The organism is Pedobacter endophyticus (genome assembly GCF_015679185.1).
GTDB classification, from domain to species: Bacteria; Bacteroidota; Bacteroidia; order Sphingobacteriales; family Sphingobacteriaceae; genus Pedobacter; species Pedobacter endophyticus.
The window spans coordinates 4689676-4705304 of record NZ_CP064939.1 but is presented as its reverse complement, the minus strand read 5'-3'; the positions used below and the strand labels follow the sequence as shown (position 1 = coordinate 4705304).

Below are 15629 nucleotides of genomic sequence, written 5' to 3'. Positions count from 1 at the left end.
TACGCGTTGTTTTATTTTTTTAACAATGCGATACTCTTATCAATCTCCCGCACAAAATCGTTAATTTTTTGTTTAATGTCAAGCGATTTTTCACTTGTTCCCTCAATACTTTTCGCAAGTTTTGTAACCCTCAGTTTCTCTTCGAATTCTACATTTTTGCCTTTAGCAGTATCGAGTGCAACTTTTAACGATTGATTTTCAAGCTTTAATAAATCATTTTCCTCTTGCAAAGCATTACACAACTCAATTAACCGAGTTGTTTTTTGTACTACCTTATCTAATTGATCTGCAACAGAAGCCATGAATTATTTCTAAAAATACGAATTTATATTTTATTTCCTAATTTCTGCACCCGCTTGCTGGGTTAAATTTGCGATTAATTTCTGCATCGTATTTTCAATCTGCTTCTCCGTCAAAGTTTGCTCCTCATCTTGCAAAATGAAATTCAGTGCATACGATTTTTTACCTTCCGGCAGCTTATCGCCCATATACACATCAAAAACGCCAACTTCCTTAATCAATTTCTTATCCGTTTTAAAGGCAATGCCCTTTAACGTATCGAAAGTTACCGCCTGATCGATCAGTAACGACAAATCTCTTCGCACGGTTGGGTACTTGGAAAGTTCTTTATTTACGATTTTGTTTTTCTTTACAATATCCAGCAAAGCCGCCCAATCGAAATCGGCATAAAAAACCTCGGCATTTACATCGGCCACTTTACGATCGGCCTTACTTGCTGCGCCAAAATTTACCAACGTTTTATTGCCGCGGAAATATTTAATTCCATAAGCAAAGTTCTCATCATTTAAGGTATCTGTTTGGTAGCTCGAAATTCCTAAACGTGAGATAACAGCATCAACAGCAGCCTTTAAATTGTAAAAAGTTGCCGGTTTTGAATTTTGGTTCCATTGTTCGCTTTGCTTTGCTCCAGAAATTAACAACAACAAGCGTGGGCGCTCTACATACTGCCCTTCAATTAAATGATAGGTTTTACCAAATTCGTAAAACTTTACGTCGGCATTTTTTCGGTTTTGGTTATAGGCAACGCTTTCTAAGGCGGGCATTAACAGGTTTTGGCGCATTACATTTAAATCGCTGCTTAGCGGATTTAAAATAAACACAGCTTCATCCAGATTTTTAGAATAGGCCGACTTGGTTAATGAGTTGCACATAATTTCGGCATAACCATTGGCCGTTAAAAGATCTGCAATAACATTATTAGTATTTTCTTTCTCTGGTTTCACGCTGTACGATAACGAGGCGTTTACCTTCGAGGGGATTTCGATGTTGTTGTAACCATAAATCCGCAACACCTCCTCTGTAATGTCACATTCGCGGGTTACATCAACCTTAAAAGAGGGAACTCGCAACGCCAAAGTGTCATCAGATGTGCTGGTTGCCGAAATGCCCAACGCTGTAATAATGTGCTTAATTTCTGCGGACGGAATATTGGCGCCAATCAACTTGTTGATGTTGGTATAGCTCACCTCAAATTCGAACGGACGAATCGGGTTTGGATAAATATCAGAAATTGACGATGAAATTTCGCCGCCCGCCAGTTGCTTAATCAATAATGCGGCATATTTTAGGGCCTTAACTGTAATTTCAGGATCTGTTCCACGTTCGAAACGGAAAGATGCATCGGTTTTTAAGCCGTGCCTTTTAGCGGTTTTACGCACAGAAACCGAATTAAAATAGGCGCTTTCTAAAAAGATGGTCTTCGTATTGTTATCAACACCAGAAGTTTTCCCTCCAAAAACACCGGCGATACACATTGGCTCATCGGCGTTGCAAATCATCAGATCATCGGCGCTAAGTTTACGTTCCACATCATCAAGTGTAACAAAAGGTGTACCTTCATCAACTTTTTTTACAATCACTTTTCCACCAGCAATTTTATCGGCATCGAACGCATGTAACGGTTGGCCAAAGCCATGCAGCACATAGTTGGTAATATCTACCACATTGTTAATGGGGCGCAAACCAATTACCTTAAGTTTATCTTTCAGCCAATCGGGCGATTCGGTAACGGTTACACCAGAAATGGTTAAGCTGCTGTAACGCGGGCAAGCTTGTAAATCTTCAACCTCTACCGCCACAACGCGGTTTTCGTTATCGGTTTTAAAGGCTGATAAATCTGGCATTTCGTACTCGCTTCTGAAATAGGCGGCCAAATCTCTGGCTACACCCAAATGAGAGGCTGCATCGGCACGATTGGGCGTTAAACCGATTTCGAATACAAAATCATCTTCCATTTTAAAATGATCTTTTGCGGCGATACCGATTGGGGTATCATCGGCCAAAATCATAATTCCATCGTGCGATTTACCAAGTCCAATTTCATCTTCAGCACAGATCATTCCCTGCGAAACTTCGCCCCTGATTTTTGATTCCTTGATTTTGAAGGGCTCACCCCCTAAAGGATAAACGGTTGTGCCCACGGTAGCTACAATTACCTTTTGTCCGGCACCAACATTGGGTGCACCACAAACAATTTGCAGATTTTCGGGCCCACCAACGTTTACGGTCGTTACACGCAAACGATCGGCATTGGGGTGTTGAGCGCAAGTTAAAACCTCGCCAATAACCAAGCCCGCCAAGCCACCCACAACAGGCTGAACCTGATCTACACTTTCTACCTCCAAACCAATATCGGTTAAGATTAAGGAAAGCTCTTGAGGCGTTTTATCTATTTGTACGAATTGTTTTAACCAGTTATATGATATTTTCATTTATTGAGATTTGAGATTCCAGACGTGAGATTTGAGATGGATAGTGCTCAAAAAACAATGTCTAAAACGCAAAGATATTATTTAAAGGCCAAAGCAGAAAGTTAAAGGAGAAATATAGACGGAGTGTTACCGGCGGCGAGCTAAAAGTGCGTCCTTTCGACTGGAAATTTGCCATGGCCGTTCGATATACAGTTTGTTTATTAAAAGCTATATTTGTTTATGGCTATAGAGGTAAATACAAAAGCGGCGCTTCTTGCTCAGCTTAAAACAAATGCAGAAAAAATAAAATCATTTGGCGTTGAAAAACTGGGCGTGTTTGGTTCTTTTAGCACAGACAGCGTGACAAAGGATAGCGACATTGATTTACTTATTGAATTTGTGCCCTCGAAAAAAAACTTCGACAATTTTATTGATTTATCATTCTATCTTGAAGAGCTATTTAACAGAAAAGTTGAAATTGTAACTCCGCAATCATTGAGTAAACATATTGGTCCCCATATTTTAAAACAAACCCAATATGTTAGCATCTAATCACGAATTAGTTAAAGACATCGTAGATGAATCAATTTTGTTATTGACCAAATAATTTCTAAAAACAAAGAAAAAGTAATCAACGATCCTGTTCTCTCTAGGGCATTGATTAGAAGTCTCGAGATAATTGGAGAAGCAAGTTCGAAACTAGACGACGAATTTCGCCATAAATACCCTCACATTGAATGGAGAAAAATTCTAAGCACTCGAAATAAGCTTATTCATAACTATTTCGGCATTGACTATGATATTGTTTGGGATATTGTTGTTAACAAGTTGCCGAACCTAAAAATCTTTTTAGAAGAAATATTAGCTGGACATTAGCTTCCGGGCGCCCCGGCAGCCGTCAGTCTTCAAAACAAAAGCTCTCTCCTCTAAGGGAGCTCCTGTGGAGCGCTACGGTCGAGATGACGGGAAGCTAAAAGTTCAATATCTCGACTGAGCACCAAATTTTTTATCGTAAGCGAAAGGGAGAGTTCTCCGAACAGTAACTGTACAACAAACTTAAAAGATCTCTCCTCCAAGGGAGCTCCTGTGGAGCGCTACTGCCGAGATGACGGAGAATGTGTTGTTGATGACAGGAAACGCGATCAATTCTAGTGCCCTATACTCAGGTTAGATAAAATCAATGCACAGGCTCCTGCGCCGATAACCACCAAAATTACGGAAGCGATAATGAGTTTCAATGCGGGCTTTAGGGGTTGATTTTTGGCCGATTTAATAATGAGCTGGATTACGCCAACAATAAACAGCACCACAACGGCCACCCAGTAAACAATAAATATTTCCATAGGTTAAGCGTTAGCTAGTATAACTGCGCAGGCACCACCGCCAATTACAACCATTACAACGGACGCAATCAGCATTTTAACACCAACTTTTGTCGATTCGTTATTTGATGATTTAACAATTATGGTGATAATTCCGCCTAAAAACAGCCCAACAATGGCCAAACCGTAAAGAAGTAGTAATATTAGGAGCATATCAATTCATATTTAGTTTTTCCCTGATTGCATCGATTTTATTATCACGATAAAAAATATTCATGGTTTCGAAAGGCACGATTTTATATTTGTCGCTAACGATGTGCACGCACGACTTTTTAACTGCCCTGACATCGAAATCCAAGGGGTCCATAAAATTCATGATAATAATACGGAAAAGGTTATCATAACTCAAATTATCCGACTGTACGCGGGGCAGGCAGCACATTAGCTCGCCAAAAGTATTTTCGGCACAATCTACCGATACACCTGTGCTAAACAAATTGATCATGTGCTCCTTCAGCTTTTCGTCATGCTCAAAAACAATGGTGTTTTTGGAATTGTTCAGTAAATCCTCGGGGTTGATCAAATGCGTCATCGGGAAAACCTCGTCGCCTACTTTTAATGCATAGGCCATGCAAAGTGCATCAGGATTGCAGGGCACGGGAATTAAATCTTGGGGTGTAAATATGGGCGACTGCTCGTAAATCTTCCGCCTCACCTCGGTTAAAGTAATTCTCCCCTTTTGGTCATTGTAATCGTCATTTCTGCCCGCCACCTGTGTGGGTTGGAAAGTTACTCCGCGAACGCATTTCTGTTTAAGCGCATAGGCCAGTATGTCGCCGATCTCATGATCGTTTAAGCCATTTTGGAGCGTTACCACCAATGTAGTAGATATGTTGAATTGATTTAAATGATCGATGGCTTTTCTCCTCACTTCGGTTAAGTCTTCTCCCCTTAATTTGGTTAAAACCTCTGCACTAAAACTATCGAACTGCAAATAAATTTCGAAATCGGGCATATAAGTGGCCAGTTTTTCAACAAATTTAATGTCTTTAGCAATTCTTATTCCATTGGTGTTCACCATTAAGTGTTTAATAGGCTTGGTTTTGGCCAAATCCAGTATGGCAAAAAACTCGGGGTGAACAGTGGGCTCGCCTCCAGATAATTGGACCACATCGGGCTCACCTTCGTTAGCAACCACCACGTCGAGCATTCGGTTTATTTCTTCGAGGGTACGGTGACGGCCATAATTCGGCGACGACATTGCGTAGCAGGTTGGGCAGGCGAGGTTGCATCGATCGGTAACTTCTACAACGGTTAAACACGAGTGCTGTTCGTGGTCGGTACACAACCCACAATCCTAAGGACAGCCGTAGTGCACCTTGGTATTAAACTTTAAAGGCATTTCCGATTGCTTGTTGAAATTCCGTATTTGCTTGTAATATTCTACATCATCGGCTATCATTACCTTGCTATCGCCATGGGTGCGGCAGTTTTTCAGCATAAAAACTTTTTCATCCTGAAATACGATTTTTGCATCGCAAAGTTGCAAACATGCTGCACAAAGGCTCTTTGTGTAATCGTAGTAAATGTAATCGCGGGTGTTTGCCATAATGTTGGTTAGCTGGGGGATTTAATAATCCTGAAAATGAATTTATAATAATACAGAAAAATAAATATAGCTGACCAATGAATGCTGCTTAAGTGAAGAAAAAGGTTTTGATAGGGCTTTATAAATTCGATCAGGAACCGAAAAAGGAAGTACAGCACCATAAACAGCTTAAAACGGTCGCCGTTGAGCATGTTCCTCGTTCTTATACGGCTAAACATCAGTAACAGACTGATGAGAAACACCATCTCATACAACATAATCGGGTGCCTTTTTATGCCATCGCCCAGGTTCATGCCGGTGAAAAAACTGGTAGGAATTCCGTAGGTTGGTTCGTCAATCCCCATTGAAAAACAACCGATACGCCCGATAAAAAGCGCCACTATTATAGGAACAACATAAATATCGCCGGAAGCTACATTCACCTTGATGGCTTTTTTAATGAGTTCTACCCCGATTAAACCGCCAAGCAGACCGCCTACAATGGTTTTGCTTTGATACAATATGGAAAGTGTAAGATGGTTTAAAACCTCTGGCGTTTCTAAAACGGCAACTATCCTCGAGCCTACAAGGGCACCCAGCATTGCGCCCAGCATAATCCACAACCGATTGTCGTCGCTGATCGGATCAGATATTCCCTTTTTTAAGTAACAGTAAACGCGGATTCCGATAATAAAAGCCAGCGTTTCGAAAATATAATGGTAATGAAAACGCTCGCCAAAAAGCTCGAACTGAAACGGAAACGGTGATGGCTGAATGGCGCTCAAGCTGCTTATTTAATATACAACCTAACAAAAACAGGCAAATGGTCTGAAAAATACCTTTTATCCTTACTATCGGTTAACACAGCAAATTTCTTTACTTTGAAGCCTTTATTTACAAAGATATAATCGATTCTATTTTTCAAATCACTATTAAAATCGAAGGCATTAAAGGTTCCGTTCGGCCCATAAGGCGGTTCTTCGGAAATTTCTTTTGCATCAATCAAAAATGATTTAATTGTGGCGATGGCCTCGGTTTCTGGCGTTACGTTTAAATCGCCGGTAAAAACAACTGGTAATGTTGGCGCAATTTGCTGTATTTTTTGTTTTAATAGTTTAGCAGATTCAATCCGGGCTTGTACTCCAATGTGATCGTAATGGGTGTTAAAAACCAGAAACTCTTTTTTGTTCAATTTATCGTAAAGCCTAACCCAGCTGCAAACACGGTTTAACGCGGCATCCCATCCCTTCGATGGTACATCGGGCGTTTCTGAAAGCCAAAAAGTCCCACCGTCCTTTTTGGTAAACCGGTCTTTATCAAAATAAACTGCCGAGAATTCGCCTTTACGTTTTCCATCCTCACGTCCAACGCCAACAACATCAAAATTAGAGTTTTCGAGCAAGGCATCAAATTGTTCGGGTAGCGCCTCTTGCACGCAAAGAATATCTGCATCGTGGAACTTGACTAAGGCCTTTACGTTATCTTTACGGTTTGGCCAGGCGTTTACGCCATCTGAGGCAACATTTAAACGGATGTTGTAGGTAATTAAATTAATCGGCGCCTCTTTTTTTTGGGCGAGGGCCATGGTTGAGGTTACGAGCAGCGAAACGATGAGTTTAAGGGTTTTCATAAGTTCAATCGATTTTGATTTGCCAATAATACAAATTTAGTGTTAACTTAACCTTAAGCGTGGTACTGTATATAAAGTTGTTACCGAATGCACGGCTATGCTCAGCTCAGCCATCGGCTAATTAACGGTTTTACATGTTATCGTTATCTTTATAGCTGTAATATTTTTCATTGGCAAATATTAAATGGTCAACCACAAGCAGGCTGAGCATTTCGCCGGATCTTATCAATTGTTTAGTGAGTTTATCGTCGCTTTCGCTGGGCTTTAAACTGCCCGATGGATGGTTATGGGCCAGCACAATGCTTGCGGCATTATTTTCGAGTGCGATTTTAAAGATAATTTTCGGATCGGCAATCGTTCCGGCCTGGCCTCCCTTGCTGATTAAATGCTTGCCAATGATGCGGTTGGAACGATTGAGGAGCAAGATCCAGAATTCCTCATGGTTGAGATCGGCAAAAGTTTGCAGCAGATATTTGTGGGCATCGCTTGATGCCGTAACCTCAACAATCTGTTCTTCCTCAGTTTCTTTTCTGCGCAAGCCTAGTTCAAGTGCTGCAACTATCGATAGTGCCTTTGCCTCGCCAATCCCCTTAAACTTCGAAAGATCTTGTATTGATGCCTTGCCCAATTTGGTTAGCTTGTTTTCATAAAAGGATAGAATCCGCTTACTTAGGTCGACCGACGTTTCATCTTTATTTCCCGAACCGATTAATATTGCTATTAATTCTGCATCTGTTAAGTGCCTTCGGCCGTTCTGCAATAATTTTTCACGCGGACGATCTTCTTCGGCCCACATTTTTATACCCAGTTTATGATCGTATTCTTCCATATTTTACAAAAAAAAAGGCATCCCAACTTTTGGTTGGGATGCCTTTACTAATATCGTAAAAAAACTGGATTATGCTAAACCGTTAACGAATTTCGTTAATTTTGATTTGTTGTTAGCAGCTTTATTTTTGTGAATAATGTTCTTTTTAGCTAAACGATCTAACATAGAGATCACTTTAGGCAATAAATCTGATGCCGATTTTTTGTCTTCTGCAGCACGTAATCTTTTAATAAAGGTACGTGTAGTTTTTGCCTGGTATCTGTTGCGTAAACGTTTTGTTGCGTTTGCTCTAATTCTTTTTAATGAAGATTTATGATTTGCCATTTCTATTTAGCCTTTTATTTTTTCTTAATCGTTTCCTATAATTCGGGTTGCAAATATAGAGTTATTGTTTTAAATATACAAAACAATTTAACTTTTTTATTCTCAATTCCATCCTACAATTTTATTGCTCAAAAATACGTTAAAATTATTCATTAATAACACTTTACCTTGTTATAATAAAAAATGAAATACAGTGGCGAAAACACCGTCAAAAATACTATTTTTGGACAAAACGATTTACTGAGTGAAAAAACGAATAGCCATCTTTGCTTCTGGTTCTGGTTCTAATGCGCAAAAGCTCATGGAACACTTTAAAAGAAGTAATGAAATCGAAATCTCCCTGGTTTTGACAAACAATCCCGACGCTTATGTGCTTCAAAGAGCGGATAATTTCGAAATCCCGACTCATATTTTTGATAAAAACGAATTTTATAAAACGGACGATGTAATCGACCTGCTTAAAAATCTGGATATAGACTTTATTGTGCTTGCCGGATTTTTATGGTTAATTCCTCAAAACCTTATTGCCGAGTACCCCGGCCGGATTGTGAATATTCACCCTGCCATTTTACCCAAATTTGGCGGCAAGGGCATGTACGGCGACCATGTACATAATGCGGTTATCAGCGCTGGCGAACTCGAGGGCGGTATTACCATACATTATGTTGATGAAAATTACGACGAAGGTGAATATATTTATCAGGCCAGGTACAAAATTGACAAAGAAGACAACCTCGAAATGGTAAAATTTAAGGGCCAACAACTCGAGCACCTTCATTACCCAAGAATTGTTGAAATGTTGGTAAAAAAAATCAAGAAATAAGTCGTTCTAGCAGAAAATTATACCGCGTACTTTTAGAACTTTAAACATTTCGTGTTCTCGAACGGTACTCCTGATATATAGCTGAACATAAATTTCAATTTTGAGGGCTAAATCTCATTAAAAAACAAACCAGTTTCACTACCTTTGCGGCTCAAAATTTAGTTAGAATGAGTCAACCCATTAAAATCAAAAACGCTTTAATTTCAGTATATTATAAGGATGGTTTGGAGCCATTGGTAAAATTGTTAGCCGCTCAAGGTGTCCAATTATTCTCTACCGGTGGTACAGAGCAGTTTATTAAGGATTTAAATTTACCAGTTACGGCCGTTGAAGATTTAACGGGTTATCCCTCAATTTTAGGTGGACGTGTTAAAACGCTTCATCCAAAAGTTTTTGGCGGTATCTTAAATCGCCGGGGCTTAGCTTCCGATCAGGAGCAAATTTCAACTTACGAAATTCCTGAAATTGATTTGGTTATTGTTGATTTATATCCATTTGAAGAAACCGTAAAAGCCGGAGGAACAGCAGAGGAAATTATCGAAAAAATTGATATCGGCGGAATTTCTTTGATTCGTGCCGCTGCCAAAAACTTTAACGATGTAGTGATTATTGCATCTAAAAACGATTACCCTACTTTACAAGCTCAATTAGAAGAACAAAACGGTGAAACCACTTTGACACAGCGTAAAGCTTATGCCAAAAAAGCGTTTCATACGTCTTCTCATTACGATACTGCGATTTTTAACTATTTTAATGAGGAAGAACCGCTTGATGTATTTAAGCAAAGTGTGGCCGATGCCAAAACCTTACGTTATGGCGAAAACCCGCATCAGGGAGCGGTATTTTATGGCGATTTAGATGCCATGTTTACCAAATTGAACGGAAAAGAGCTTTCGTACAACAACCTTGTTGATGTTGATGCTGCTGTGGCATTGATTGACGAATTTGAAGATCCAACTTTTGCCATTTTAAAACATACCAACGCTTGCGGCATTGCCTCTCGCCCTACTGTTAAACAAGCGTGGATTGATGCCCTGGCTTGCGATCCGGTTTCGGCTTTTGGTGGTGTATTAATTACCAATGTTGAGGTCGATTTGGCAACTGCAGAAGAAATTAACAACTTATTTTTTGAGGTTTTAATTGCACCATCTTACCAGCCAGAGGCCGTTGAGTTGTTCAGCAAAAAGAAAAATCGCGTTATTTTACAGCGCAATAATGTTGAATTGAGCAAAAAGCAATTCAAAACTTTGTTAAATGGGGTTATTGAGCAGGATAAAGATTTAATTATCGAGGGTCCTGAGCAAATGACGACTGTTACTGATAAAGCACCAACCGAACAGGAACTTAAAGACCTTCATTTTGCCAATAAAATTGTTAAGCACACCAAATCGAACACAATCGTTTTGGTTAAAAATGATGTACTGATTGCAAGCGGCGTGGGCCAGACTTCGCGTGTTGACGCATTGAGACAGGCGATTGAAAAAGCAGCTTCGTTTGGCTTTAGTGTTGCGGGTTCGGCAATGGCATCTGATGCTTTTTTCCCATTTCCTGATTGTGTAGAAATAGCTGCCGATGCAGGAATTACTGCGGTTTTACAACCCGGCGGATCGATTAAAGATGCTGATTCGGTTGCAAAGGCAAACGAAAAAGGCATTGCAATGGTAACTACTGGCGTAAGGCATTTTAAGCACTAGAAAGAGCCTCTCCCTGCGAAAGGGAGAATTAATTGAAAAGACAGTGAATCCCTCTCCAAAAGAGAGGGAAATTAAAGTTTGTTCTTTAAACCCAAAGGCTAAACTCAACCACAAGCGTTGATAAGGTGAGGAAGTTGGTCTTTTAGCTTGGTTTTGGCTTAAAATAGCAACTTGAAACAATAAAAAACCTATTTTTACATTAGGAATAGTATAGATTTAACAATTTAAAGAAAATATAACTCGTACATGGGATTATTCAACTGGTTTACGCAAGAAGTTGCCATCGATTTAGGCACAGCGAATACCCTAATTATACATAACGACAAAGTAGTTGTAGATGAGCCGTCTATCGTTGCTTTCGATCGTACAACAAACAAGGTGATCGCCATTGGCCGCCAGGCCATGCAAATGGAGGGTAAAACCCACGACAATATTAAAACCGTGCGTCCACTGAAAGATGGTGTAATTGCCGATTTCAACGCTGCTGAAGCGATGATCAAAGGAATGATTCGCATGCTAAATGGCGGCAAGGGATGGATGTTCCCCTCATTGCGTATGGTAATCTGTATTCCATCGGGTATTACCGAGGTAGAGAAACGTGCCGTTCGCGACTCTGCCGAAATTGCAGGAGCTAAAGAAGTCTACTTAATTCACGAGCCCATGGCGGCCGCTGTTGGTATTGGTATCGACGTAGAGGAGCCAATGGGAAATATGATTATCGATATCGGTGGCGGTACAACTGAAATTGCCGTTATCGCCTTATCTGGTATCGTTTGCGATCAATCTATCCGCGTTGCGGGAGACAACTTCGACTCAGACATTGTAAACTACATCCGCCGTCAGCACAACATTATGATTGGCGATCGTACTGCAGAAAAAATCAAAATTGAAGTTGGCGCTGCTTTACCTGAGCTGCAAGATGCTCCTTCGGACTTTGCCGTTCAAGGTCGTGATTTAATGACTGGGGTTCCGAAGCAAATTACTGTTTCGTACACCGAAATTGCGCATTGTTTAGATAAATCGATCTCAAAAATTGAGGAAGCCATTTTAAAGGCATTGGAGATTACTCCACCAGAACTTTCAGCGGATATTTATCAAACTGGTATTTATTTAACCGGTGGTGGTGCCTTGTTGAGAGGTTTAGATAAACGTGTTGCGGCAAAAACAAAGTTACCCGTGCATGTGGCCGAAGATCCGCTTCGAGCAGTTGTTCGTGGTACCGGCATCGCCCTTAAAAATATTGGCGGCTATAAATTTTTAATGCAATAACCTTTAGTTTGGGGTTTGGGGTTGTGAGCTTGGAGTTTTCCACTCAGACTCCAAACTTTTGACTCCCAACTCGAAACTTAAATGCGTAACCTTTGGATTTTCATTAGCAGATATAACGCATTTTTCCTGTTTATTATATTTTTCACTGTTGGCATCTATCTAACCGTAAAAAACAATGCCTATCAGCGTAGCGTAACCTTAAACTCATCCAACCAGGTTGTGGGCGAGGCTTACGAAAGGCTGAATGTATTTAAAAGGTACTTAAACCTCGGCATGGTTAACGATAGTTTGGCCGCCGAAAATGCCAAGCTGAAAACGAAATTACTTGCACTTACCACGGTTGATACCGCTAAGGATGTAAAGGTAATCGACACAATAACAAACCAGCAATACACCTATTTAGCGGCAAAAGTGGTTAAAAATTCAATCACCCTACGCAATAACGTCATGACGATTAACAAGGGCAGTATTGATGGGATTAAGAACGGAATGGCAGTAATTGCGCCGCAACGGGGCGTGGTAGGTTTTATTCGCGATGTTTCTGAGCACCTGGCCACCATTCAGTCGCTGTTGCACAAAGACACCAAAATTAGCGTAACCCTGAAAAAAAATAATGCTTTAGGCTCGTTGGTTTGGGGCGAAGGCAATTTCGATATCCGAAAAGCATTTATTAAAGAAGTTCCCAACCACATTAAAATGTTGGTTGGCGATACTGTAGTAACTTCAGGCTTTGGCTTTTTTCCATCAGGAATTTTAGTAGGAAAAATTGTTAAGCCTAACGTGGCCACCAACGATAACTTCTTATCGGGCGAATTAAATTTATTTACCGATTTTAGTACCTTACAATATGTATACGTGGTAAAAGATAAAAAAGCGGAGGAGCAAAAAGCTTTAGAGAGCTTAATAAAGCCAAATGAATAGTAAATTAATAATCATAAACGTAATACGGTGGGCAATACTGCTTTTTGTTCAGATTTTTCTGCTCAAAAACATGGGTTTCTACGATCTTTCTACTCCATTTATCTACGTGCTTTTCTTATTGCTTCTTCCCTTCGGCATCCCCAATATACTCCTTTACCTGCTCGCATTTTTTACCGGCCTAACGCTCGATGCCTTTTACGATACCATGGGCGTGCATGCAACGGCTTGCGTAGTTTTGGCTTTCGTTAGGATCTCATTTATTTCCATCAGCTTAAACCGCGATGCGATTGACGATCCCGAACCATCGTTGAGTTATATGGGCTTCCAATGGTTTTCGCTTTATGCCTTTCTTTGCGTAGTTACCCATCATTTAGTGTTGTTCTTTTTAGAAACATTTAAGTTGAGCGAAATTGGTTACACGCTAATGAGATGTGGTTTAAGTTGCGCCTTTTCATTGCTTCTTATATTTTTGGTAGAATCGATATTCTATAAAAGAACATCACGCTAATGGATCAATTATTTAATCGGAAATATGTTGTTCAGGGATTATTCATCGTAATAGCTTTAATTCTATTAGGTAAGCTTTTTTATATTCAAATTATTAGCGATAAAGCATTTTTATCGGCTGAGAGTAACGTACTTAAAAAAAAATACAAGTACCCCGCCCGCGGAGCCATATTGGATAGGAACGGAAAGGTTATTGTACAGAATGTTCCCGTTTACGACTTAATGGTAATCCCGAACGAAGTAAAAGATTTTGATACCGTTGCTTTAGCAAATGCCCTCGAAATTTCAATTGCCGATGTGCGCAAATTTATGCGTAAGGCCAAAGCCAAATCCAACTATCAGGCCACGCCCTTCGTAAAGCAAATTTCGGTTCAGAGCTATGCCCGCCTGCAAGAAATTATGTACCGTTTTCCTGGCTTCGCCACACAAGATCGTACCATTCGCTATTATCCTGATAGTGTTGGCGGCCAATTGTTTGGTTACGTAAAAGAAGTTGATAGTGCCGACATTGCAAACTCAAACGGGTATTACAAACCGGGGGATTATAAGGGTAAAAGCGGACTCGAAAAATCGTACGAAGAAGTTTTAAGGGGAGAAAAAGGCGTGGTAAACACCATTTACGATGTACATAACACCCCGCAAGGAAGCTACGCCAACGGCAAATACGATGTAAACGCGGTTTCGGGGGAGCGCTTGCTCTCGAGTATCGACATGAGGATTCAAAAGCTCGGCGAAGAACTGATGAAGAACAAAGTTGGAGCCATTGTAGCCATTGAGCCATCCAGCGGCGAAATCTTATCGCTAATCAGTAGTCCCGGTTACGATCCCAATTTGTTGGTCGGACGAAATCAGGGCAACAATTACATGGAGTTTATTGTCGGTAATCCCTATCGGCCATCGCTGGTTCGCCCAATTATGGGTTATTATCCTCCCGGCTCTTCGTTTAAACCTGTTGATGCACTTATTGGCCTTCAAGAAGGTGTAATTGATCCGAATACTACCTTTTTCTGTCCGCATTATTATCAGGCCGGAAACCGACGTATAAAATGCGAACACTTTGATGGTTCTATCGCTTTAAGGCGAGGCATCGCCCGCTCGTGCAACACCTATTTTTGCTACGTTTTTCAAAAGCTGATTACGAAAAACGGCATGAAAAACCAACGAAAAACTTATCAAGAATGGAGGGATAAAGTGGCCAAGTTTGGTTTTGGCGATACGCTGGGCATCGACATGCCTTACGAAAGAAAGGGCTACTTTTACACCGCCGAACATTACGATAAGATTTATGGGAAACGATGGGGCTATACCAACGTAATTTCTCAAGCCATTGGGCAGGGTGAAATTACCGCCACGCCTTTGCAAATTGCTAACGCCATGGCCGTTATTGCCAATCGCGGTTATTACATTAAGCCACACTTAATTAAAGGCGTTGGCGATAAAAATCAGGTAAGCGAACAATACGTTAAAAAACACTATGTTGGTGTAGATGCAAAGCATTTCGGCCCGGTGATAGATGGCATGCAGGATGCGGTAAATGAAAGTTGGGGAACGGCAACATTATCAAGGATTCCGGATATATTGCTCTGCGGTAAAACCGGAACGGTACAAAATCCACACGGTAAAAACCACTCTGTATTTATCGGCTTTGCCCCCCGCGATAATCCGAAAATTGCAATAGCGGTTATTGTAGAAAACGCAGGCTTCGGAAGCACCTATGCCGCACCGATTGCCAGTTACATGATCGAAAAATACCTTAAAGGCGCTATAGCCGGCCCTCGGGAGGCACAAGTAGAATGGATGAAAAACCAAAATCTGCTACCTGTTTTAAAAGATAAAACCAAAGCGCCTAAATTGACGAAAGCAGACAGCTTATCGATTAAAAAAGCAGATTCGACTAAAAAGGTTAAGGATAGTTTAAGGATTAAAGCGGCAACAGACAGACAAAGCGTTGCCACAAAACCAAAAAACCCGCAATTGTTAGTCGCAAAAAAACCATTAACAACTAATTAAA

18 protein-coding genes are annotated in these 15629 nt (G+C 40.5%); 8 read left to right on the top strand and 10 right to left on the bottom strand.

All coding sequences use genetic code 11. The features are described 5' to 3' along the window. Window positions 1–11: 11 nt before the first annotated feature. Together IZT61_RS19220 and pheT are read right to left on the bottom strand one after the other, a co-directional pair. Entirely contained in the window at window positions 12–302 is a 291-nt protein-coding gene (locus IZT61_RS19220; RefSeq protein ID WP_196098632.1) for a hypothetical protein, read from the bottom strand. A gap of 30 nt (window positions 303–332) precedes the next feature. Continuing rightward, the gene (gene pheT, locus IZT61_RS19215) at window positions 333–2732 is read right to left on the bottom strand and encodes a phenylalanine--tRNA ligase subunit beta (protein ID WP_196098631.1); all 2400 of its coding nucleotides are present in this window, start codon (window positions 2730–2732) and stop codon (window positions 333–335) included. A 219-nt stretch (window positions 2733–2951) separates the two neighbouring features. Here pheT and IZT61_RS19210 point away from each other — a divergent pair, with 219 nt between their 5' ends. Then, on the top strand, window positions 2952–3263 hold the full coding sequence (locus IZT61_RS19210; RefSeq protein WP_196098630.1) for a nucleotidyltransferase family protein: 312 nt from the start codon (window positions 2952–2954) through the stop codon (window positions 3261–3263). A 105-nt stretch (window positions 3264–3368) separates the two neighbouring features. After that, window positions 3369–3587 (top strand): HepT-like ribonuclease domain-containing protein, encoded by a 219-nt coding sequence (locus tag IZT61_RS19205; protein WP_230383770.1) that lies wholly within the window; start codon window positions 3369–3371, stop codon window positions 3585–3587. A gap of 272 nt (window positions 3588–3859) precedes the next feature. Here the strand turns inward: IZT61_RS19205 and IZT61_RS19200 are convergent, their stop codons facing one another. From IZT61_RS19200 to rpsT, 8 genes are all read right to left on the bottom strand, one after another. Further along, a complete protein-coding gene (locus IZT61_RS19200) occupies window positions 3860–4054 on the bottom strand; it encodes a hypothetical protein (protein WP_196098629.1) in 195 nt (64 codons plus the stop codon). Between the two features lie 3 nt (window positions 4055–4057). Beyond that, entirely contained in the window at window positions 4058–4246 is a 189-nt protein-coding gene (locus IZT61_RS19195) for a hypothetical protein (RefSeq protein ID WP_196098628.1), read from the bottom strand. Between the two features lies 1 nt (window position 4247). Then, window positions 4248–5381: a radical SAM protein gene (locus IZT61_RS19190; protein WP_230383769.1), complete on the bottom strand. Its 1134-nt coding sequence runs from the start codon at window positions 5379–5381 to the stop codon at window positions 4248–4250. Window positions 5382–5390: 9 nt separating this feature from the next. Then, on the bottom strand, window positions 5391–5642 hold the full coding sequence (locus tag IZT61_RS22360; RefSeq protein ID WP_230383768.1) for a hypothetical protein: 252 nt from the start codon (window positions 5640–5642) through the stop codon (window positions 5391–5393). An 8-nt stretch (window positions 5643–5650) separates the two neighbouring features. Next, complete coding sequence (locus IZT61_RS19185) at window positions 5651–6406, bottom strand: prolipoprotein diacylglyceryl transferase (RefSeq protein ID WP_230383767.1); 756 nt, start codon at window positions 6404–6406, stop codon at window positions 5651–5653. A 5-nt stretch (window positions 6407–6411) separates the two neighbouring features. Beyond that, complete coding sequence (locus IZT61_RS19180; RefSeq protein ID WP_196098627.1) at window positions 6412–7251, bottom strand: endonuclease/exonuclease/phosphatase family protein; 840 nt, start codon at window positions 7249–7251, stop codon at window positions 6412–6414. A 130-nt stretch (window positions 7252–7381) separates the two neighbouring features. Beyond that, entirely contained in the window at window positions 7382–8080 is a 699-nt protein-coding gene (gene radC, locus IZT61_RS19175) for a RadC family protein (RefSeq protein ID WP_196098626.1), read from the bottom strand. Window positions 8081–8149: 69 nt separating this feature from the next. After that, window positions 8150–8404, bottom strand: a complete 255-nt coding sequence (gene rpsT / locus IZT61_RS19170) for a 30S ribosomal protein S20 (RefSeq protein WP_010603296.1) — start codon at window positions 8402–8404, stop codon at window positions 8150–8152. A 244-nt stretch (window positions 8405–8648) separates the two neighbouring features. On the opposite strand from rpsT, the gene purN reads away from it, so the two are divergent. From purN to mrdA, 6 genes are all read left to right on the top strand, one after another. Then, window positions 8649–9227 carry a phosphoribosylglycinamide formyltransferase gene (gene purN, locus IZT61_RS19165; RefSeq protein WP_196098625.1) on the top strand — a complete coding sequence of 193 codons (579 nt, stop codon included), beginning with the start codon at window positions 8649–8651 and terminating at the stop codon, window positions 9225–9227. A 167-nt stretch (window positions 9228–9394) separates the two neighbouring features. Next, window positions 9395–10921: a bifunctional phosphoribosylaminoimidazolecarboxamide formyltransferase/IMP cyclohydrolase gene (gene purH / locus IZT61_RS19160; protein ID WP_196098624.1), complete on the top strand. Its 1527-nt coding sequence runs from the start codon at window positions 9395–9397 to the stop codon at window positions 10919–10921. Between the two features lie 246 nt (window positions 10922–11167). Then, window positions 11168–12190: a rod shape-determining protein gene (locus tag IZT61_RS19155; protein ID WP_039478263.1), complete on the top strand. Its 1023-nt coding sequence runs from the start codon at window positions 11168–11170 to the stop codon at window positions 12188–12190. Between the two features lie 81 nt (window positions 12191–12271). Then, complete coding sequence (gene mreC / locus IZT61_RS19150; protein WP_196098623.1) at window positions 12272–13111, top strand: rod shape-determining protein MreC; 840 nt, start codon at window positions 12272–12274, stop codon at window positions 13109–13111. Continuing rightward, window positions 13104–13619 (top strand): rod shape-determining protein MreD, encoded by a 516-nt coding sequence (locus IZT61_RS19145; protein ID WP_196098622.1) that lies wholly within the window; start codon window positions 13104–13106, stop codon window positions 13617–13619. Before mreC ends, IZT61_RS19145 begins: the two co-directional genes overlap by 8 nt. Beyond that, window positions 13619–15628 (top strand): penicillin-binding protein 2, encoded by a 2010-nt coding sequence (gene mrdA / locus IZT61_RS19140; RefSeq protein WP_196098621.1) that lies wholly within the window; start codon window positions 13619–13621, stop codon window positions 15626–15628. Before IZT61_RS19145 ends, mrdA begins: the two co-directional genes overlap by 1 nt. The last annotated feature ends 1 nt before the right edge of the window (window position 15629 follow it).